Genomic DNA, 20206 nt, shown 5'->3' with positions numbered 1-20206 from the left:
CATGTCGAACACTCGCCATGCCGGCTGCACGCCGCGTCGCTCGCCAGCGCCGCGCGCAGTGCCCGAATCCCGATGAGTCGTTGAGCCCCCGATGGCAGCTTGCTGTCATGCGGTGCCCCGACGACTCACCACAGACAAGCAAACATATCCAGCAGCCCGGCAGTGGCCACTCCCCGTCGTGAACGGGGCGTCATGTGCCCGCATGTGGCACCCGATACGAGAGGACCTTCCATGAGCCAATTCGAGCGTGAATACGACTACGTCATCATCGGCGCCGGCAGCGCCGGCAACGTGCTGGCCACCCGCCTGAGCGAAGACGCCGACGTCAGCGTGCTGTTGCTGGAAGCCGGTGGCCGCGACCACCGCTTCGACTTCCGCACCCAGATGCCCGCAGCGCTGGCGTACCCGCTGCAGGGTCAGCGCTACAACTGGGACTTCAAGACCGATCCCGAGCCGCACATGAACAACCGTCGCATGGAATGTGGCCGCGGCAAGGGCCTGGGCGGCTCCTCGTTGATCAATGGCATGTGCTACATCCGCGGCAACGCGCTGGATTACGACAACTGGGCCAAGGACCCCATCCTGGCCGATTGGAACTATCGTGAGTGCCTGCCCTACTTCCGCAAGTGCGAAACGCGCGATATCGGCCCGAATGACTACCATGGCGGCGACGGCCCGGTGTCGGTCACCACGCCCAAGCAGGGCAACAACGAGCTCTATCACGCCTTCATCGCGGCAGGCATCGAGGCAGGCTACCCGGCCACCGAAGACGTCAACGGCTACCAGCAGGAAGGCTTCGGCCCGATGGACCGCTTCGTGACCAGGGAAGGCCGTCGCGCCTCCACCGCGCGCGGCTATCTGGATACCGCCAAGAAGCGCTCCAACGTGACCATCGAGACGCGTGCCACCACCGACGTCATCCTGTTTGAAGGCAAGACGGCGGTCGGCGTGAAGTACGAGCGCAAGGGCCAGGACCACCGCGTGCGTGCGCGCAAGGAAGTGCTGCTGTGCGCCGGCGCCATCGCCTCGCCGCAGATCCTGCAGCGCTCCGGCGTCGGCAACCGTGAACATCTCGAGCCGCTGGGCGTGAAGATGGTCCACCACCTGCCGGGCGTGGGCGAGAACCTGCAGGACCACCTGGAGCTCTACATCCAGTACGAGTGCACCCAGCCGATCTCGCTGTATCCGTCCCTCAAGTGGTACAACCAGCCGCCCATCGGTCTGGAATGGATGCTCAAGGGCACCGGTGTCGGCGCCAGCAACCAGTTCGAGGCCGCCGGCTTCATTCGCAGCGATGACAACGAGGCCTGGCCGAACCTGCAGTATCACTTCCTGCCGATCGCGATCAGCTACAACGGCAAGAGCGCAGTGCAGGGCCACGGCTTCCAGGCGCACGTCGGGTCGATGCGCTCCCAGAGCAAGGGCCGCGTACGCCTGACCTCACTCGATCCCAAGGCCGCGCCGTCGATCTTCTTCAACTACATGGCCGAGGAGCGTGACTGGGAAGAGTTCCGCGCCGCCATCCGCCTGACCCGCGAGATCATCGCCCAGCCCGCGCTGGACCCCTACCGCGGCCGCGAGCTGGCACCGGGCGCCCAGGCGCAGACCGACGCCGAGCTCGACGAGTACGTGCGCAACCACGCCGAGACCGCCTACCACCCGTGTGGCAGCTGCCGCATGGGCAGTGACGAGACTTCAGTGGTCGATGGTGCCGGTCGCGTACATGGCCTCGACAACCTGCGCGTCGTCGATGCCTCGCTGTTCCCGGTCATCCCGACCGGCAACCTGAATGCGCCGACGATCATGCTGGCCGAGAAGATGGCCGACAAGATTCGTGGCCGCGCGCCGCTGCCGCCGTCCGACGCCGATTACTTCGTGATCGAACCCGGCACGCCGGCCAGGAAGCCCGCCAAGCGCAAGATCGACTCCGCTCCGATCAATGGCTGAGCACTGATCAATGACTGAGCACTGGTCATTGACCTAGCACTGATCAACGCCAGAGCCCGTGCGAGTCAACGCCTGAGAGAGGTAGTCTGACCTCACGCACGCAAGCGCTATCGATCGTCCAAGGCCCCGCATTGCGGGGCCTTTTTCATGCCTGCCAGACAGCTTTCACTCAGCCCGGTCTGGCGCTCGCCGACTGCCTCCCCCGGGCGACTGCCCTTTTCGAGAATGAATCCGCACACCTTAGACCTTGGACGTACTGCAGGGTCGAGCAACATGGGATACGCTGAAGAGAATTCAAACAACTGTTCTAAACGCATGGCTGCTACGCTGTAGAAACGCCATGCAAAGACACCATCCCTCGCCACCCGGAGATCCTGCCATGACGCAGCTCATCCTCATCCTTGTCGCCGTTGCCGGTCTGTTGGCCGTCATGGCACGCGAAGCCGGGGCCCTCGCGGCCATCGGCGTTCTCGCCATCATCGGTATCGTCGGCCTGGCGGTCGACGCGCCGGTACTGGGTTGCCTGCTGCTGATCGGTGCGGCACTGGTCGCGGTGTGTGGCCTGCCGGCCCTGCGCAGCAAGTGGCTCAGCCCGCGTCTGTTCGCGATGTTCAAGAAGGTCTCCCCCAAGGTCTCGGACACCGAGAAGGTGGCGCTGGAAGCCGGCACCGTGTTCTGGGACGCCGAGCTCTTTTCCGGCAAGCCGCAGTGGGACACCCTGACCGCACAGCGCAACGATGGCATCTCCAGCGAAGAGCAGGCCTTCATCGACGATCAATGCTCTGTCGCCTGCGGCATGACCAACAGCTGGGAGATCGCGCGTGAGCGTGCCGATCTTCCCGAAGCGCTGTGGGAATACCTCAAGCGCGAGAAGTTCTTCGGCATGATCATTCCCAAGGAATATGGCGGCCTGGGCTTCTCGGCCAAGGCGCAGTCGCTGGTGCTGCAGAAGCTGGCGGTCAACGAGACGCTGATGGTCACCGTCGGCGTGCCCAACTCCCTCGGCCCGGGCGAGCTGCTGCTCAAGTACGGCAGCGAAAAACAGAAGAACTACTACCTGCCGCGTCTGGCCGATGGCCGCGAGATTCCGTGTTTCGGTCTGACCGGCCCGCGTGCCGGCAGTGACGCGACCTCCATCCCGGACACCGGCATCGTGTGTCGCGGCATGCATGACGGCGAGGAAGTCGTCGGTATTCGCCTGAACTTCGAGAAGCGCTGGATCACCCTGGCGCCGGTCGCCACCGTGGTCGGCCTGGCCTTCCGCATGTTCGACCCCGAGCACCTGCTGGGTGACGAGGAAGACATCGGCATCACCTGCGCCCTGATTCCGCGTGACACCGACGGCATGGACATCGGCCGTCGTCACCACCCGATCGGCGCGCCGTTCATGAATGGCCCGATCTTCGGCAAGGACGTCTTCATTCCGCTCAGCTACCTGATCGGCGGCGAGCAGATGGCCGGCCAGGGCTGGAAGATGCTGGTCGAGTGTCTGTCGGTGGGCCGCTGCATCACCCTGCCGTCCGGCTCCGCGGGAATCTCGCGCTACGCACTGGGCTGGAGCGCCGGCTTTGCGCGCATCCGTCGCCAGTTCAATCTGCCGGTGGCCGAAATGGAAGGCGTACAGGAGCCACTGGCACGCATGGCCGCGATGAACTACATCAGCCAGGCGTCCGTGCTGCACACCGCCAACATGATCGATAACGGTCACAAGCCGGCGGTGCCCTCCGCCATCCTCAAGAGCCAGCTGACCGAGATGGCCCGCTCGCTGCTGGCCGACGGCATGGACATCCACGGCGGACGCGGCGTGACGCTTGGCCCGCGCAACTACATCGGCGTGGCCTACGCCGGCACTCCGGTCTCGATCACGGTGGAAGGCGCCAACATCATGACCCGCAACCTGATGATCTTCGGTCAGGGCGCGATCCGCTGCCATCCTTACGTGCTCGAAGAGCTGGCCGCCAAGGACGCCGATGACCTGAACGCCTTCGACAAGGCCTTCTTCCGCCATGCCGGCCTGATCTTCGGCAACGCGGCACGCGCCTTCACCCAGAGCTTCGGCATCGGCGGCAAGGCCACCGGCTTCGACGCCGTCGCCACGCCCTACGCCAGCCACATCAACCGCTTCAGCGCCGCCTTCTCGCTGTCCGCCGATGCGGCCATGGCAAGCCTCGGCTCCAGCCTCAAGGCGCGCGAGATGCTGTCGGCACGCCTGGGCGACGTGCTCTCCAACCTCTACTTGGCGTCACTGACGCTCAAGCAGTGGCACGAATCCGAGGCCTGCGAACACGAAGAGGCGCTGTTCCACTACAGCATGCAGTGGCTGCTGCACCGCGCGGAAAAGGCACTGGATGAGCTGTTCGCCAACCTGCCCAACCGTGCGCTGGGCACTGCCCTGCGCGTGATCGCCCTGCCGCGTGGCCGTCAGTTCGCCATGCCCAGGGACAGCCTGACCCGCGAGATCGCCCGTGCCGTCTCCACCGACACTGCACTGCGTGCCAAGCTGACCGACAACACCTGGGACGCCCAGGACGAAGGCCAGCAGGACAACGCCCTCGCCCGCTACAACGCGCTGCTCAAGGACTACCCGCGCGCCGAGCCGATCTACAAGGCGCTGGCCAAGGCCTACCACAAGGGCGAGATTCCGGCCGACGCACTGTCACCGGAAGCGCGTATCGAAGCGGCGGTCGAGGCAGGCATCCTGTCAGCCGAGGATGGCGACTTCATGCGCGTCTTCGAAGCCGAGGTACTCGACATGCTGACCGTCGACCACTTCGAATTCGACGCCTTCGTGCGCAAGCCGATGGCGAGTGACGGCACCGCCTCCAACCCGCAGCAGGACGCCGCCTGATGACTGGCCGACGCCCGCTTGATCGGCGCAGGAATTGATCGCTGATCACTGATCAGCGATCGCAGAACCACAAAGGCCCCGCTCAATGAGCGGGGCCTTTGTCTTGGCAGAGCATGCCGTTCGCTTGCGTCATTTCATCCTCAGATATGACGCGCGAAGTGCTCCAGGTCACGCACGAAGGCGTTCTTGTAGGTCTCGAAGTCCTTCGGGCGCGCCTTTAAGGAGCGCTTGATGCGCTCGCGGTCCAGGCGCAGCGGCGCGTCGAGGGCCGCCAGGTTGCCGACACGCGCCGCCGGATTCATGCCGACCAGCTCGCGCGGCTGATCGCCTTGGGCCTCGGCCTCCAGCCAGTCGTTGATGCCGGCGCGACGCAGCACGCTGACCAGTGAGCTGTCGGTGATGCGCACCTGCAGGCGGCCGTGATCGGACAGCTGGGAGACCAGCGCGATGCCGTGGTCGTGACCGCGATGCACCGTCGGCGTCGCCCATAGCGCCAGATTCAGGCCACGTGCGTTCTCGTCGAGTACCAGCAGCGCGGCAGAGTGGATGCGCTCGGCATCGTCGACCAGCGCGAACAGGCGCGCCATCTCATTCTCGAACCACACCCCACGCACGCCGGCGTAACTCACCAGCGCATCCAGACCCCCTTCGCGGCCATGGACTTCGGCGCACAGCATCGCCAGACAGGCATCACGTCGGGCACCGGCACTCACTTCAACCACTTTCATCGCGTTCTCCGCCACAGGCATTTTCAGCGCGCAAGACTAGCACACTCGCTCGCCGGCCGCTTATTCCGGACTTGAGTTGCCCCCGGCGCCTCACTTGCCAGCCTGAGCCGAGCTGGCGGCGCCACACTCTCGCTGCTCAGACCAGGTTCATCCAGCAGCTCAGCCATAAGTTCAGCCATAAGTTCAGCCATAAGCTCAGCCTCGCTCGAATGAACATCTTCCTGTCACAAAGTTGTAAGGCGGGCGCTATAGAGTCGTCTACGCTTTTCGGACGATCATCAAAAGAACAAGAAAATGTTCACTTGATCGTCGCCATCGATCGTCAGCGGCCAGCGTCCTTCTTCTTTGTTGCGGAAGCTGGCCAGGGGAACCTCTCAGGAGTTTGACCATGCGCCGCCCGACTCATCACGCAAGCACCCGCACGACTGCCACCGCGACTCGTCGCCTCGCCAGCCTCGCGCTGGCCATCGGTTTCGCCTCCGCCTCAGCCAGCGCCCTCGCCGCCACCGAGGTGGAATGGTGGCACGCCATGGGGGGCGGGCTCGGCAAGAAGGTCGACGAGATCGCGGCCGACTTCAACGCAAGCCAGGACGACTACGTCGTCAAGCCGGTCTTCAAGGGCAACTACTCCGAGACCATGACCTCCGCCATCGCCGCCTTCCGCGCCGGCAAGGGCCCGGACATCGTGCAGATCTTCGAGGTCGGCACCGCCACCATGATGAGCGCCAAGGGCGCGATCGTCCCGGTGCATCAGCTGATGGCAGACTTCGCGCCTAAGGAAGGCACCGCCTTCGACCCGAACGCCTACCTGTCTGCCGTCACCGGCTATTACACCGACACCGACGGCAAGATGCTGTCGATGCCGTTCAACTCCTCCACGCCGGTGACCTACTACAACAAGGACGTGCTGGCCAAGGCGGGCGTCGACTCCCTCCCGCAGACCTGGCAGGAAATGGGCGCCGCGCTCAAGAAGGTCGTCGATTCCGGCGCCGCCAGCTGTGGCCTGACCACCACCTGGCCGTCCTGGGTGATGCTGGAGAACTTCTCGGCGCGCAATGACGTGCCCTTCGCCAGCCAGGCCAATGGCTTCGCCGGCACCGATACCCGCCTTGAATTCAACACGACCGCCGTGGTCGATCACATCCAGCGTCTCGATGACTGGCAGGCCGACAAGCGCTTCGTGTTCGGCGGTCGCTTCGATGACGCGGCGCCCAAGTTCTACTCCGGCGAGTGCGCGATGATGATGGGCTCTTCCGCCAGCTATGCCGGCGTCAAGGAAAGCGCCAAGGGCTTCGAGTTCGGCGTGGCACCGCTGCCCTATGACAGCGACGTGATCGAGACGCCGCAGAATTCCATCATCGGTGGCGCCTCGCTGTGGGTGCTGTCCGGTCACAGCGATGAGGAATACCAGGGCGTCGCCAAGTTCTTCCAGTACCTCTCAAAGCCTGAAGTGCAGGCCGACTGGCACCAGTTCACCGGCTATCTGCCGATCACGACTGCCGCGGCAGAACTGACGCGCGAACAGGGCTTCTACGCCGAGAACCCGGGCACCGACGTCGCCATCACCCAGATGACCTCCGCGACGCCGACCGAGAACTCCAAGGGCCTGCGCCTGGGCAACATGGTGCAGATTCGTGACGTGATCAATGAAGAACTGGAGAAGATCTTCTCCGGCAAGGAAAGCGTGCAGGACGGTCTCGACAACGCCGTCAAGCGCGGCGATTCGCTGCTCGAGAAGTTCGAACGCGCCAACGGCTGATCATCGCCACACCGGGGGCGGGCCCATACCGGGCTCGCCCTCCCGCTATTTTCTCCAGCCAGAGAGCGGAAAGCGCATCCGACATCCGGTGTCCTTTCCCTTCTCTCACGGCTTGATGGCGCAGGAGCGGCCGAGGCTTGCCGACTCCGTGCTACCGACGGAACCACCCAGTCCCTCCTTGCTTGCGAGCCCCCTGCTGCATGGCCCATTTCAATCGACACCCCATCACGCCCTGGATACTGCTGGCGCCTCAGATGCTGATCGTGGCCGTGTTCTTCTTCTGGCCGGCCTACCAGGCCATCGAACAGGCCTTCTATGTCGAGGATGCCTTCGGGCTCTCGCGGGAATTCACCGGGCTGAGCAACTTCGTCAGCGTGCTGAGCGAGCCGGAATATCTCACGACACTATGGACGACCACCTATTTCTCCTTTGCGGTGGCCTTCGGCGCCATGGCATTGGCGCTGGGGCTGGCCGTACTGGCGGACCGCGTGCTGCGCGGCGCACACGCCTACAAGACCCTGCTGATCTGGCCCTACGCCGTGGCGCCCGCCGTGGCCGGGGTGCTGTGGCTGTTCCTGTTCGACCCGACGCTGGGCATTCTGCCGGAGCTGCTGTCCGCCATCGGCATCGACTGGAATCACAAGCTCAATGGCGATCAGGCCATGTTGCTGGTGGTGCTGGCCTCGATCTGGAAGCAGATGAGCTACAACTTCGTGTTCTTCCTCGCCGGCCTCCAGGCGATCCCCAAGAGCCTGCTGGAAGCGGCCGCGATGGACCGCGCCGGCCCTTGGCGGCGCTTCTGGACCATCACCTTCCCGCTGCTCTCGCCGACCAGCTTCTTCCTGCTGGTGATGAACGTGGTCTACGCCTTCTTCGAGACCTTCGGCACCATCGATGCCACCACCCAGGGCGGTCCGGCCGGCTCGACGCGCACCCTGGTCTACAAGGTCTATGAAGATGGTTTCGTCGGGCAGGACCTGGGCTCGAGTGCTGCCCAGTCCGTGCTGTTGATGGTCATCGTCGGCGTGCTGACGCTGATCCAGTTCAAGTATGTCGAGAAGAAGGTGCAGTACTGATGCGCTACAACCGCCCCGGGCTTGATATCGCAAGCCATGCCCTGCTGATCGTCGGCTGCGCACTGTTCTTCCTGCCGGTCTGGATCGCCTTCAGCGCCAGTACCCACGAGATGGGTGACCTCTACTCCAACGTCGCCCCCGTCTGGATCGGCGAGGCTGGCCTGGACAACTACCGCCAGCTGCTGGCAGACCCGGTCAGCAGTCTCGGCGCCGACGTGATGACCCTGCTGTTCAACTCGATGCTGATGGCACTGGGCATCGCCATCGGCAAGATCATCATCTCGGTGCTGGCCGCCTACGCGATCGTCTTCTTCGAGTTCCGCTTCCGCAAGCTGTGCTTCTGGCTGATCTTCATCACCCTGATGCTGCCGGTGGAGGTGCGTATCCTGCCGACCTTCAAGGTGGTGGCCGACCTCAACATGCTGGACAGCTACGCCGGCCTGATCCTGCCGCTGATCGCCAGCGCCACCGCGACCTTCCTGCTGCGTCAGTTCTACCTGACCATTCCGGCGGAACTGGTCGAGGCCGCGCGCATCGATGGCGCCGGGCCGTGGCGCTTTCTCAAGGACATCCTGCTGCCGCTGTCGAAGACCAACATCGCGGCACTGTTCGTGATCATGTTCATCTACGGCTGGAATCAGTATCTGTGGCCGCTGTTGATCACGACCGATGCCGACTACCTGACCATCGTCGTCAGCCTCAAGCGCATGCTGACCACCGGTGATGGCCTGGTGCCGTGGCAGGACGTCACCGCCACCACGCTGCTGGCCATGGGCCCGCCGGTGCTGGTGATCCTGTTCATGCAGCGCCACTTCATCAAGGGCCTGGTGGACAGCGAGAAGTGATCTCGCGCTCCGACCCGCGACACCTCGCCCCAAGCCCCCTGATTCCGTTACGCCGTGATGGACAGACTTGCCCGTCACGCCACCGCTCTGGATACACAACTCATGGCAACACTGGCGCTCAAGCAGCTCAAGAAGCAGTACCCCAACGGCTACAAGGCCCTGCATGGCATCGACCTGGCCTTCGGCGAAGGCGAGCTGATCGTCATCGTCGGCCCGTCCGGCTGTGGCAAGTCGACCCTGCTGCGCACCCTGGCGGGCCTGGAGGACATCTCCGAGGGCGATCTGGAGATCAACGGCAAGCGCGTCAATGAGCTGGAACCCGCCGAGCGCGACATCGCGATGGTGTTCCAGAACTACGCGCTCTACCCGCACATGAGCGTGTTCGACAACATGGCCTACGGCCTCAAGAACCGGCGCACGCCCAAGGATGAGATCCAGCAGCGCGTCAGCGAGGCCGCCGAGCTGCTGGGCCTGACCGAACTGCTCGATCGCCGCCCCAAGCAGCTCTCCGGCGGCCAGCGCCAGCGTGTCGCCATGGGGCGCGCCATCGTGCGCAAGCCGCAGGTCTTCCTGTTCGATGAGCCACTCTCGAATCTGGACGCCAAGCTGCGCGTGCAGATGCGTCTCGAGATCCGTCGCCTGCAGAAGCGCCTCAAGGTCACTTCCGTCTACGTGACCCATGATCAGACCGAGGCCATGACCCTGGCGGATCGCCTGGTGGTGATGAATGGCGGCCATGTCGAGCAGTTCGGCACGCCGATGGCGCTCTACGATCAACCCGCCAGTCAGTTCGTCGCCGGCTTCATCGGCTCGCCGGCGATGAACTTCCTGAGCGCCACCCAGGCACAGGCAGGCCTTGCGCTGCCGTGTGGCGCAACCATTGCCCTGCAGGGTGAGGGCGAAGGTCTGGCCACGGGCGCCGAGCTGACCCTCGGCATTCGCCCCGAGCACCTGCAGGTACTGGAGGCAACCGATGCCCTGCCCGCAGGGGCCGCGGAGCTTGAGGCGCGCATCGAGCTGGTCGAACCGCTGGGCGCGGACACCCTGGCGTACTGCCGGCTGCAAGGCCAGAACGAGCCGCTGGTGGTGAGACTGGATGGCGAGCACGCCGTCGCGGAAGAACAGACGCTGCGCCTGGCCATCCTTCCGGCGCGTGCCCATCTGTTCGGCGCCGACGGCAAGCGGCTGGCAACCCGCGAGCAGGCGACAGCGGCCATCGAATGAGCGCTTTCGTCCTGTCGCGGGCCGACGGAACCCCTTGCCCTGATAACGTCATCATTGGATGGTAATGCTTGAGACCTGCCCTGATCCGTCTCGCGTCTGAGCATCAGTGATCCGCCTCGACCGATCAGCGCCACAGCTGCGTGGCGGGCAGACATGCCATTCTTTCTGTGAGGATTCACCATGGTTTCATCGTCACATTCAGCCGACGCATCACATTCAACTGACAGCGTCCTGTCTCTGCCCCTGGCGATCGCACATCGCGGCCTGTCGGCCTATGCGCCGGAAAACACCCTGGCCGCCATTCAGGCGGCGCATGAGGCCGGCTTTCAATGGGTGGAACTGGACGTGCAGTTGCTGGGCGATGGCACGCCGGTCATCTGGCACGACGCCGGCGTGAATCGCTGCTCGGATGGGCGTGGCAAGCTCAAGAATCTGGATTGGGACAGCGTGCAGACCTTCGATGTCGGCAGCTGGTTCAATGCGTGCTTTGCCGGTGAGCGCATGGCCTCGCTCAAGCAGGCGCTGGAGCTGATCGCACGCCTGGACATGCGCCTGAATCTGGAGCTCAAGCTCAGCCCTGGCCACGATGCCCAGGCGCTGGTCGATGCTGCCATCCCGATGGCCAGCGCCCATCTGCCCGCCTCACACCTGATCATCTCGTCGTTTGATCCCCAGGCGCTGCGGTTGACGCGTCAACGCGACCCGCAGGTGCATATCGGCCTGCTCTACGATGACATCCCCGACGACTGGCAGAGCCTGGCCGATGAGCTGAACGCAAGTTCCGTGCATGCCGACTGGCGCGCCCTGACGCGGGCCGCGGCCAGTGACATCACCAGCCGTGGCCACAAGCTGCTCTGCTACACGCCCAACGATGCAGCCGCCTTCGCGCCGCGCTGGGCCTGGGGTGTGGATGCCGTCATCAGCGATGACCCGGCCATCTTCAGCGAGGAGGATCGCGAGCCCACTCTACCGAACGACACCACCACGCAAGGGCTACCCCAGACATGACCCCGGGCATCGAGCGCGACAGTCGCAGCGTCGAACACGCGAGCAATGATGCATTGACGCCGCGCCAGCAACAGATACTCGAGCGACTGGCCCGCGAGGGCCAGTTGGCGGTCGACCCGCTGGCCCATGCCTTCGACGTCACGCCCCAGACCATCCGGCGTGACCTGGGCGTGCTGTGTGAGCGCGGGCTGGCGCGTCGGCGCCACGGCGGCATCGAGCGTCCGCCGGGCGGCTACAACCTGGGACATTCCCAGCGCATCATGCTGGCGCGGACCGCCAAGCAGGCCATGGCCGCCAGCGTGGTCGCCGAGATTCCCGATGGTGCCACCCTGGCGCTGGGCATCGGCACCAGCGTGGTGGCGGTCGCCGAAGCCTTGCTTGCCCGGCGCGGCCTGCGCGTGATCACCAACAATCTGCAGGTGGCGCAGGCGCTCTCGACCCACCCGGATGTCGCCGTCCAGTTGGCGGAAGGACAACTGCGCCCGCAGGATCTCGACGTGGTCGGCAGTGCCACCGTGGCCTTCTTCGCGCGCCATCAGGTCGATATCGCGGTCCTCGGCTGTGGCGGTCTCGATGCCGGTGGGCTGCTCGACTTCGACCCGGAAGAGGCCGCGGTCAGCCGTGCGCTGGTCCATCACGCCCAGCGCCGGATTCTGGTCGCCGATGCCAGCAAATGGGGGCGCGCCGCCATGTGCCGCATCGCCCCGCTCGAGGAGATCGACCTGCTGGTCACCGATGAGCTGCCCCATCAGCCCGATTATCGCAGCGCGCTGGAGGCTGCCAGCCAGCAGAGCCTGTCGGTGCGCTTCACTGCCTGAACCGAGGCGCGGCGCGCAAGCCGGCACGCATCGACGATACTGAAGGGACACGCGACTGATGACAGCCGCGCTCCCGCTTACCTTCTGAGGATTTCTGGAATCACCATGCAAGCCTTCGCCCACTGTCCTGCCAGCACCCTGTCGGGTATCCGGTATCTGTTGACCGATATCGATGACACCCTCACCCATGAAGGGCGTCTCGCGGCATCGACGCTGGCGGCGCTGGAGCGTCTGGATGCCGCCGGCATCAAGGTCATCCCCGTCACGGGCGGCTGTGCGGGGTGGTGCGATCACATCGCACGCGCCTGGCCGGTCGCCAGCGTGATCGGTGAGAACGGTGCCTTTGCCTTCCGCCGCCAGGGGCAGCGCATCCTCACCACCTGGTGGGAAGACGAACAGCGCCTGCGCGCTCGCCAGCGCCATGTCATGACCGTCGCCCGCCAGCTGCTGCTCAACCATCCACGCGCAGCATTGGCCCAGGACCAGCCCTTCCGCTTCGCCGATGTCGCGGTGGACCACTGTCAGGCGGTCGGCCCGCTGGCCCAGAGCGAGATTCGCGCCATCATCGCCGGCTTCACGGCTGCCGGTATTCAGGCGCGCGCCAGCTCCATCCACATCAATGCGTGGCAGGGCGAGTTCGACAAGGCGCGCATGGCGGTGCGGGTCCTCACCGAGACCTTCGGCCTGGACCGCATGCAGCTGGAGCAGGAGGTGATGTACGTCGGCGATGCCCCCAATGATGCGCCGATGTTCGCCACCTTCCGCCACACCGTGGGCGTGGCCAACATCATCCAGCACCGCGCGGCACTCGGCTGGGAGCCCAGCTGGGTGACGCGCCACAGTCATGGCGCCGGGGTCGAGGAAATCGCCGAGGCTCTGCTCACGGCACGCAAGGGAGTCGAGAGCGTCAAGACAGACGCCTGACCCTGTGACTGATGGCGGCCACAGGCCTCCGGCCGGATTACGGCCTCACGCCTTTGGCCAGGAGACAGAAGACAGAAGACAGAAGACAGGCATGAAAAAACCCGCATGGCATCACCATACGGGCTTTTGTTATCCATAAGATAACGAATAACGCCAACTACCGGCCATCAATCCGCGAAGAACAATCCCCGCAGACCTTCACCCGGATCATCAAAGCGCATGAAGGCCTCTCCTACCAGGAAGCCATGGACCCCAGCGTCGCGCATCTTCGCCACATCGTCACGGGTATGGATGCCGGATTCGGTGACCACACGCACGCCCTGCGGCATGTCGGTCAGCAGGTCCAGCGTCGTCTCAAGCGACGTCTCGAAGGTGCGCAGGTCACGGTTGTTGATGCCGACCAGTTCGATGCCCAGCGCCAGCGCACGCTTGAGTTCTTCGCCGTCGTGCACCTCGACCAGCACATCCATGCCCAGCTCACGCGCCTGACGATACAGAGCACTCAGGCGCGCATCGTCCAGCGCCGCGACGATCAACAGGATGCAGTCGGCACCGATGGCACGTGCTTCCAGCACCTGATACGGATGGATGATGAAGTCCTTGCGAATCACCGGAATCGAGACGGCATCACGCGCCTCGATCATGAAGTCCTCGTGCCCCTGGAAGAAGTCGGCATCGGTGAGCACCGACAGACAGGCAGCGCCGGCCTGCTCGTAGGCCACGGCGATCTCGGCGGGCACGAAGTCTTCACGGATCACGCCCTTGGAGGGGGACGCCTTCTTCACCTCGGCGATGATGGCCGGCTCGCCACGGTCGATGCGCGACGTCAGCGCCTCGATGAAGCCGCGTGGCGCGCTCTGCTTCTCGATCAGGGTCTGCAGGTCCGCCTCGCTCACCGCGGCGCTGCGCTCGGCGATCTCTTCTTCCTTGCGCGCCAGAATCCTGGCCAGGATGGTCGGCAATGCCTTGTCAGTCGTCTGCTCGGTGCTCATCAGCGGGTCGCTCCTTCATCATTGACCTGGGCGTAGACACGGGTGAAATCCGCCAATTCCTTCATCTTCTCGAACGGCAGCTTGCTGGCCTGCACGTCCTCGGCAATGCTGACACCCTCCTTGAGACTGTCCGCGATGCCCGCCACGTAAAGGGCCGCACCGGCATTGAGTGCCACGATGTCGCTGGCCGGGCCTTCATCACCGCGCAGCGCCTGCTGCACCAGCTTGAGGCTGGCGTCCGAGGTCTCCACTGCCAGACTTTCCAGCGACTGGCGCGCGATACCGAAGTCTTCCGGCGCGATACGGTATTCGCGGATCTCGCCATCCTTGAGCTCATTGACCAGCGTCGGTGCCGCCAGCGAGATCTCGTCCAGACCATCATCGCTGTGCACCACCAGCACATGCTCGGCCCCGAGGCGCTTGAGCACCTCGGCCATCAGCGGTACCAGCGCCGGGTCATAGACCCCCAGCACCTGACGGGTGGCGCCGGCCGGATTGGTCAGCGGACCGAGGATGTTGAACATGGTACGCACGCCCATCTCGCGGCGCGGGCCAATCACGTGCTTCATGGCGGCGTGATGGTTGGGCGCGAACATGAAGCCGACCCCGATATCATCGATGCAGCGTGCGACCTGCTCGGCGTCCAGCGCCAGATTGATGCCGGCCGACTCAAGCAGGTCGGCACTGCCGGACGATGACGAGACACTGCGGTTGCCGTGCTTGGCCACATGGCCACCAGCGGCCGCCACCACGAAGCTTGCCGCCGTGGAGACATTGAACAGGTTGGCACCATCACCGCCGGTGCCGACGATATCCACTGCATCGGTGGCGCGCACCGTGACGCGCGTCATCAGCTCACGCATCACCTGGGCGGCGGCGGCCAGCTCATCGACGGTCTCTCCCTTCATCGACAGCGCCATCAGCAAGGCCCCGATCTGCGCCTGGGTCGCCTCGCCGGTCATGATGGCCGTCATGACCGCATGAGTGTCGTCGTAGCTCAGGTGCTGGCGGCGCATCACGGCGCCAATCGCCTCACGCATCTGCATGTTGTGTCTCCGCAGGCGCCAGCCTCGGCGGCTGACGCATGAAAAAATAGGATGTGACTCTAGCGATCAACGCCCGTTCAGGCGGCTTTCGCAGCCTCGCCGCGACGCAGGAAGTTAGCCAGAAGCTCATGACCCTGCAATGTCAGGATCGACTCAGGATGGAACTGGACGCCTTCGACATCCAGCTCGCGATGGCGCAGGCCCATGATCAACTGCGGCGTGACATCGTCATCATCCGTCCAGCTGGTGACGATCAGACACTCGGGCAGGCTTTCGCGATCGACCACCAGCGAGTGATAACGCGTGACTTCCAGCGGCTCGGCCAGCGCGGCGAAGACACCGCTGTTGTCGTGACGCACGGCGGAGGTCTTGCCATGCATCACCTGGGGCGCACGTACCACCTTGCCGCCGTAGACCTGACCGATGGCCTGGTGACCGAGGCACACGCCCAGAATCGGCAGCTTGCCGGCGAAGTGGCGAATGGTTTCCAGCGTGATGCCGGCCTCGTTGGGCGTACACGGGCCCGGGCCCAGCACCAGATGTGACGCGCCGAGCGCCTCGATCTGCTCGAGCGTGATGGCGTCATTGCGCACGGTCAGCACTTCCGCGCCCAGCTCACTCAGATACTGGACGATGTTGTAGGTGAAGCTGTCAAAGTTGTCGATCATCAGCACGCGTGGCGTGCTGGCGTCCTGCGAAGTGAATGTCTGCATGGTCAGTGTCCATTCTCGGGAGCGGATCATGCGCCGTGATTGACCGGCCTGCCCGCTCTCCTGTGGTGTCGTTCCCGCCGTCCAGCAACAAAAATGCCGCCCTGGTCGGCGGCATTCTTCTGGTCGTACGTCCTCGAACTTCAGACATGCGAAAGCCGCCCCCTTGTCAGGAGCGCCACCACTGCTGGCTGAGGTCGTGCGGGTTACGTAGCGTCATGGGTCAATAGTGCGTTGAGCTGCCAGGAGTGTCAATCACATGCGCCGTTGCAGGGAGTGACCCGCGAACACTGGCGAGTCACTCCTAAATGCACGGCGCGCCGATCAGTCCAGATTGTCCAGACCGCGCTCCGCCATCGCCACGGCACGGAACAGGGCACGCCCCTTGTTGAGGGTCTCGTCCCACTCGGACTGCGGCACGGAATCGGCCACGATGCCGGCGCCGGCCTGGACGTGCAGCACCTTGTCCTTGAGCACCGCGGTTCGGATCGCGATGGCGGTATCCATGTTGCCGTGCCAGGAGAGATAGCCCACCGCGCCGGAATAGATGCCGCGCTTGACCGGCTCCACCTCGTCGATGATCTCCATGGCGCGAATCTTCGGCGCGCCGGACAGGGTGCCTGCCGGGAAGGTGGCCCGCAGCACGTCCATCGGCCCCAGGCCTTCCTTCAGCTTGCCGGTGACGTTGGAGACGATGTGCATGACGTGGGAATAGCGCTCCACCACCATCTGGTCCGTCACCTTGACGCTGCCGGTCTGGCTGATGCGACCGGCGTCGTTGCGACCCAGGTCGATCAGCATCAGGTGCTCGGCGACCTCCTTCGGGTCTGACAGCAGGTCCTTCTCCAGCGCCAGGTCTTCCTCTTCGGTGGCGCCGCGCACGCGGGTACCGGCGATCGGGCGCACCGCGACCTCGCCATCCTCGAGACGCGAGAGAATCTCCGGCGACGAGCCGATGACGTGGTGGTCATCCAGATTGAAGAAGAACATGTACGGCGAGGGATTCAGGCTGCGCAGTGCACGGTAGAGATCCAGCGGCGCGGCGCGGTAGGGAATCGACATGCGCTGCGACGGCACGCACTGCATGACATCACCGGCCAGCACGTATTCCTTGATCTTCTCCACTGCGCCCTTGAAGCCTTCCTCGGTGAAGCCGGAGGTGAAGTCGGTCTCCTTGACCGGCTCGCCGCCGGTGCCCGGGCTGACGGTGTTCAGCGTCGCGCTGCGCAGCTGGATCTCGAGGCGCTCGAGACGCTCGCAGGCGGCCTCGTAGGCGTTCGGCGTTGCCGGGTCGGCGTGGGTCAACAGCGTCAGACGCCCGGACAGGTTGTCGAAGATCACCAGCTCGTCGGCGACCATCAGCAGGATGTCCGGCACGCCCAGCGGGTCCGGCTTCTCGACGCCGCGCAGGCGCGGTTCGATATAGCGCACGGTGTCATAGCCGAAGTAGCCGACCAGGCCGCCATTGAAGCGTGGCGCACCGTCGATGACCGGCACACGGAAACGGGTCTGGAACTGCTCGATCCAGTCGAGGGGGTCCTCGACCTCGGTCATGCCGGTCTGCTCGCCATTGATCAGATGCGAGACCACCTGGCCACGCACCTCGATGCGCTCACGACACGGCAGGCCGATGATGGAGTAGCGCCCCCACTTCTCTCCGCCCTGCACGGACTCCAGCAGGAAGGTCCACGGCATGTCGGCCAGCTTGAGATAGGTAGACAGTGGCGTGTCGAGATCCGCCAGCACGTCACGGGTGACGGGAATGCGGTTGTAACCGGCTTCGGCCAGTTCAGCGAAGTGTTGTGGGGTCATCATGACCTGCAGTTCCTTCCACGGAGGGTGCGTTGCCGACACGGGGCCGGCTTGTCTGGGACTCAGTCTATCATCGCGGGTCGCTGGCGGCAGCGCTGGTGGAGGCAAGTTCTGCCATCTCATGCCTCACTGTGCGCCCAAGCGGGACACCAGCCTCGCTCTGTCAATCAATTCCAATCAATTCCCATCAATCAGCGTCACTCAGCCAGCCACGACCAGCTCGGCGAGCGAGTCGACGAGGTAGTCCGGGTGGCTGCGCGCGATCGGCTCGCCATGGTTGTAGCCGTAAGGCACCGCCAGGGTGCGGAAGCCGGCGGCGCGGCCTGCCGCGATATCGTGACGCGAGTCACCGACCATCAAGGCCTGACGCGGCAACACTCCCAGACGCTCGGCGGCGAACAGCAGGGGCGCGGGGTCCGGCTTGCGCGTCGGCAGGCTATCGCCGCCCAGCGCCAGCGCGAAATGCTCGCTCAGCGCGAAGTGCGAAAGCAGCGGTTCGATGAAGGCTTCCGGCTTGTTGGTGATCAGCACCAGCGGGATCCCGGCCTGGCGCAGACCCTCCAGGCATTCCCGCACGCCGGGATAGAGTCGCGTACGCGAGCTGGGGTCGGCGGCGTAATGTGCCAAAAAGCTCTGATGCGCCTGCTCGACCCGCGCCAGGTCATCGGTCGCCAGGCCATGTGCTGCCAGGGCGCGCTCTACCAGTACCCGCGATCCATTGCCGACAAAGTCGCGCACCCGCGCCTCGCCCAGCGCCGCCAGCCCCTCTTGCTCAAGCATGCAGTCGATCGCATGGGCGAGGTCCGGCACCGAGTCGATCAGGGTGCCATCGAGGTCGAAGGCGACCATCTCGATCGCCCTGAGCGACGGATGTACCGGACCTGTGAATGTGGGATGATCGTGCATCCTTGCTCCTTTTCAGCGACAGAATTCGTGTAGGTGCCAAAAGCGCAACACCGAGTTCTCGCGTGCTCATGGCGAATATACGTAAAATAACGACATCTCGCGCATGCAGCACTATTTAGCACGCTCATCATCTTGTTATCATAGCGGTATCGCGACGCCAGTTATCGACTCCGGGCCTTGCATGTTCTGACTCGATAGCCGGCCGACACTTTTCACACCTTCCCATCAATCTTGTCACTGAGGAGCACTCAATGGCCATTCCCCGCATCGTAGTCGTTGGCGGAGGCGCCGGCGGTCTGGAACTCGTCACCAAACTGGGCCACAAGCTGGGCCGCAAGAAGAAAGCCGAGATCATTCTGATCGACCGCAATTCCACGCACATCTGGAAGCCGCTGCTGCACGAAGTGGCCACCGGCGTGCTGGATTCCGGTCTCGATGAAGTCTCCTACCAGGGCCATTCCAAGGCCCACGGCTACAAGTTCCAGCGCGGCACCCTGGAAAGCCTGGAGCGTGAAGAGAAGCAGCTGACCCTGGCCGCCATCCACGATGCCAAGGGCAACGTGCTGCTGCCCGCCCGCCAGCTCAGCTATGACTATCTGGTACTGTCACTGGGCAGCGTATCCAATGATTTCGGCACCGAAGGCGTCGCCGAGCATTGTCACTTCCTGGACAGCCCGCAGCAGGCCGAGAAATTCCGCCGCGACATGCTCGACACCTTCCTGCGCTTCAGCGCCAACGGCGAGGAATGTGAACGCCAGCAGCTCAACGTCGCCATCATCGGCGCCGGTGCTACCGGGGTCGAGCTCTCCGCCGAGCTGTTCGATGCCTCCAAGATGCTGCACAGCTACGGTTTCTCCTCGCTGGAAGACCGCCAGGTCAAGGTCCACCTGATCGAGGCCGCACCGCGCATCCTGCCCGCCCTGCCGGAACGCATCGGCAAGCCGGTCGCCAAGGAGCTGACCAGGCTGGGCGTCGATATCCACGTCGATACCCGAGTGACCTGCGCCGACTCACGCGGCATCACCACTGCCGATGGCACCCTGATCGAAGCCGACCTGAGCGTGTGGGCCGCCGGTATCCGTGCGCCCGCCTTCCTGTCCGAGCTGGGTCTGTCCACCGAGCGCAACCATCAGGTCAAGGTGCACCAGACCATGCAGAGCATCGATGATGAGTTCATCTTTGCCCTCGGTGACTGTGCCAGCTGCCCGCAGCCGGATGACAAGCGCGTCCCGCCGCGCGCCCAGGCCGCTCACCAGCAGGCCAGCCTGATGGTCAAGAACCTGCGCGCCGCGATGGCCAACAAGCCGCTCAAGGACTTCGTGTTCAAGGACCACGGCTCGCTGATCTCGCTGGCGCACTTCGATGCCGTCGGCTCGCTGATGCGCGGTGCCTCGGCGCGTTCGCTGTTCATCGAGGGCCGCCTGGCCAAGTTCTTCTACGCCTCGCTGTATCGCATGCACCAGATGGCGATCCACGGCGTGGTCAAGACCGGCATGACGGTGGTGGTCGATGGCCTGAACCGCTACCTGCGCCCGAAGATGAAACTGCACTGAGACTGAGCCT

Annotated in this window: 16 protein-coding genes; 10 read left to right on the top strand and 6 right to left on the bottom strand. The window is 64.4% G+C overall.

Annotated elements, in window-relative coordinates; all coding sequences use genetic code 11:
- Nucleotides 1–231: 231 nt before the first annotated feature.
- Together betA and HA399_RS03160 are read left to right on the top strand one after the other, a co-directional pair.
- Entirely contained in the window at nucleotides 232–1947 is a 1716-nt protein-coding gene (gene betA / locus HA399_RS03165; RefSeq protein WP_248379582.1) for a choline dehydrogenase, read from the top strand.
- Between the two features lie 379 nt (nucleotides 1948–2326).
- Entirely contained in the window at nucleotides 2327–4795 is a 2469-nt protein-coding gene (locus HA399_RS03160; protein WP_404326029.1) for an acyl-CoA dehydrogenase, read from the top strand.
- 140 nt (nucleotides 4796–4935) lie between these two features.
- On the opposite strand, the gene HA399_RS03155 is transcribed toward HA399_RS03160, so the two are convergent.
- Nucleotides 4936–5523, bottom strand: a complete 588-nt coding sequence (locus HA399_RS03155; RefSeq protein WP_404326028.1) for a hypothetical protein — start codon at nucleotides 5521–5523, stop codon at nucleotides 4936–4938.
- A 388-nt stretch (nucleotides 5524–5911) separates the two neighbouring features.
- Here HA399_RS03155 and ugpB point away from each other — a divergent pair, with 388 nt between their 5' ends.
- From ugpB to HA399_RS03120, 7 genes are all read left to right on the top strand, one after another.
- Nucleotides 5912–7282 (top strand): sn-glycerol-3-phosphate ABC transporter substrate-binding protein UgpB, encoded by a 1371-nt coding sequence (gene ugpB / locus HA399_RS03150; protein ID WP_131431339.1) that lies wholly within the window; start codon nucleotides 5912–5914, stop codon nucleotides 7280–7282.
- A gap of 200 nt (nucleotides 7283–7482) precedes the next feature.
- Entirely contained in the window at nucleotides 7483–8358 is an 876-nt protein-coding gene (gene ugpA, locus HA399_RS03145; RefSeq protein ID WP_404326027.1) for a sn-glycerol-3-phosphate ABC transporter permease UgpA, read from the top strand.
- Nucleotides 8358–9203: a sn-glycerol-3-phosphate ABC transporter permease UgpE gene (ugpE, locus tag HA399_RS03140; protein ID WP_404326026.1), complete on the top strand. Its 846-nt coding sequence runs from the start codon at nucleotides 8358–8360 to the stop codon at nucleotides 9201–9203. The genes ugpA and ugpE overlap by 1 nt, the downstream gene beginning before the upstream one ends.
- Before the next feature lie 102 nt (nucleotides 9204–9305).
- On the top strand, nucleotides 9306–10427 hold the full coding sequence (locus HA399_RS03135; RefSeq protein ID WP_404326025.1) for a sn-glycerol-3-phosphate import ATP-binding protein UgpC: 1122 nt from the start codon (nucleotides 9306–9308) through the stop codon (nucleotides 10425–10427).
- Between the two features lie 180 nt (nucleotides 10428–10607).
- Entirely contained in the window at nucleotides 10608–11435 is an 828-nt protein-coding gene (locus HA399_RS03130) for a glycerophosphoryl diester phosphodiesterase (protein ID WP_215823886.1), read from the top strand.
- Entirely contained in the window at nucleotides 11432–12253 is an 822-nt protein-coding gene (locus HA399_RS03125; protein ID WP_064503346.1) for a DeoR/GlpR family DNA-binding transcription regulator, read from the top strand. Before HA399_RS03130 ends, HA399_RS03125 begins: the two co-directional genes overlap by 4 nt.
- A 105-nt stretch (nucleotides 12254–12358) precedes the next feature.
- Complete coding sequence (locus HA399_RS03120; RefSeq protein ID WP_107335461.1) at nucleotides 12359–13177, top strand: HAD-IIB family hydrolase; 819 nt, start codon at nucleotides 12359–12361, stop codon at nucleotides 13175–13177.
- Between the two features lie 167 nt (nucleotides 13178–13344).
- Here the strand turns inward: HA399_RS03120 and trpC are convergent, their stop codons facing one another.
- From trpC to HA399_RS03095, 5 genes are all read right to left on the bottom strand, one after another.
- A complete protein-coding gene (trpC, locus tag HA399_RS03115) occupies nucleotides 13345–14169 on the bottom strand; it encodes an indole-3-glycerol phosphate synthase TrpC (protein WP_284727419.1) in 825 nt (274 codons plus the stop codon).
- A complete protein-coding gene (gene trpD, locus HA399_RS03110) occupies nucleotides 14169–15215 on the bottom strand; it encodes an anthranilate phosphoribosyltransferase (RefSeq protein WP_043335260.1) in 1047 nt (348 codons plus the stop codon). The genes trpC and trpD overlap by 1 nt, the downstream gene beginning before the upstream one ends.
- 77 nt (nucleotides 15216–15292) lie before the next feature.
- Entirely contained in the window at nucleotides 15293–15928 is a 636-nt protein-coding gene (locus HA399_RS03105) for an aminodeoxychorismate/anthranilate synthase component II (RefSeq protein WP_107336649.1), read from the bottom strand.
- 321 nt (nucleotides 15929–16249) lie between these two features.
- Nucleotides 16250–17737, bottom strand: a complete 1488-nt coding sequence (gene trpE, locus HA399_RS03100) for an anthranilate synthase component I (protein ID WP_043335326.1) — start codon at nucleotides 17735–17737, stop codon at nucleotides 16250–16252.
- 201 nt (nucleotides 17738–17938) lie between these two features.
- On the bottom strand, nucleotides 17939–18643 hold the full coding sequence (locus HA399_RS03095; protein ID WP_404326022.1) for a phosphoglycolate phosphatase: 705 nt from the start codon (nucleotides 18641–18643) through the stop codon (nucleotides 17939–17941).
- Between the two features lie 251 nt (nucleotides 18644–18894).
- On the opposite strand from HA399_RS03095, the gene HA399_RS03090 reads away from it, so the two are divergent.
- Nucleotides 18895–20196, top strand: a complete 1302-nt coding sequence (locus HA399_RS03090) for an NAD(P)/FAD-dependent oxidoreductase (protein WP_153635139.1) — start codon at nucleotides 18895–18897, stop codon at nucleotides 20194–20196.
- The last annotated feature ends 10 nt before the right edge of the window (nucleotides 20197–20206 follow it).

Source organism: Cobetia sp. UIB-001, from assembly GCF_044789135.1.
In the GTDB taxonomy this organism is placed as follows: domain Bacteria; phylum Pseudomonadota; class Gammaproteobacteria; order Pseudomonadales; family Halomonadaceae; genus Cobetia; species Cobetia amphilecti.
Note: the sequence above shows the minus strand (reverse complement) of the source record. Positions and strands in the feature narration are given on the sequence as shown.

What these genes read in the sequence shown, in the direction of transcription:
- HA399_RS03155 (WP_404326028.1), bottom strand. Translation starts at nt 5,523, where the DNA reads ATGAAAGTGGTTGAAGTGAGTGCCGGTGCCCGACGTGATGCCTGTCTG.
- trpD (WP_043335260.1), bottom strand. Translation starts at nt 15,215, where the DNA reads ATGCAGATGCGTGAGGCGATTGGCGCCGTGATGCGCCGCCAGCACCTG.
- ugpE (WP_404326026.1), top strand. Translation starts at nt 8,358, where the DNA reads ATGCGCTACAACCGCCCCGGGCTTGATATCGCAAGCCATGCCCTGCTG.
- HA399_RS03125 (WP_064503346.1), top strand. Translation starts at nt 11,432, where the DNA reads ATGACCCCGGGCATCGAGCGCGACAGTCGCAGCGTCGAACACGCGAGC.
- trpC (WP_284727419.1), bottom strand. Translation starts at nt 14,169, where the DNA reads ATGAGCACCGAGCAGACGACTGACAAGGCATTGCCGACCATCCTGGCC.
- ugpB (WP_131431339.1), top strand. Translation starts at nt 5,912, where the DNA reads ATGCGCCGCCCGACTCATCACGCAAGCACCCGCACGACTGCCACCGCG.
- trpE (WP_043335326.1), bottom strand. Translation starts at nt 17,737, where the DNA reads ATGACCCCACAACACTTCGCTGAACTGGCCGAAGCCGGTTACAACCGC.
- HA399_RS03135 (WP_404326025.1), top strand. Translation starts at nt 9,306, where the DNA reads ATGGCAACACTGGCGCTCAAGCAGCTCAAGAAGCAGTACCCCAACGGC.
- ugpA (WP_404326027.1), top strand. Translation starts at nt 7,483, where the DNA reads ATGGCCCATTTCAATCGACACCCCATCACGCCCTGGATACTGCTGGCG.
- HA399_RS03120 (WP_107335461.1), top strand. Translation starts at nt 12,359, where the DNA reads ATGCAAGCCTTCGCCCACTGTCCTGCCAGCACCCTGTCGGGTATCCGG.
- HA399_RS03105 (WP_107336649.1), bottom strand. Translation starts at nt 15,928, where the DNA reads ATGCAGACATTCACTTCGCAGGACGCCAGCACGCCACGCGTGCTGATG.
- HA399_RS03160 (WP_404326029.1), top strand. Translation starts at nt 2,327, where the DNA reads ATGACGCAGCTCATCCTCATCCTTGTCGCCGTTGCCGGTCTGTTGGCC.
- HA399_RS03130 (WP_215823886.1), top strand. Translation starts at nt 10,608, where the DNA reads ATGGTTTCATCGTCACATTCAGCCGACGCATCACATTCAACTGACAGC.
- HA399_RS03090 (WP_153635139.1), top strand. Translation starts at nt 18,895, where the DNA reads ATGGCCATTCCCCGCATCGTAGTCGTTGGCGGAGGCGCCGGCGGTCTG.
- betA (WP_248379582.1), top strand. Translation starts at nt 232, where the DNA reads ATGAGCCAATTCGAGCGTGAATACGACTACGTCATCATCGGCGCCGGC.
- HA399_RS03095 (WP_404326022.1), bottom strand. Translation starts at nt 18,643, where the DNA reads ATGCACGATCATCCCACATTCACAGGTCCGGTACATCCGTCGCTCAGG.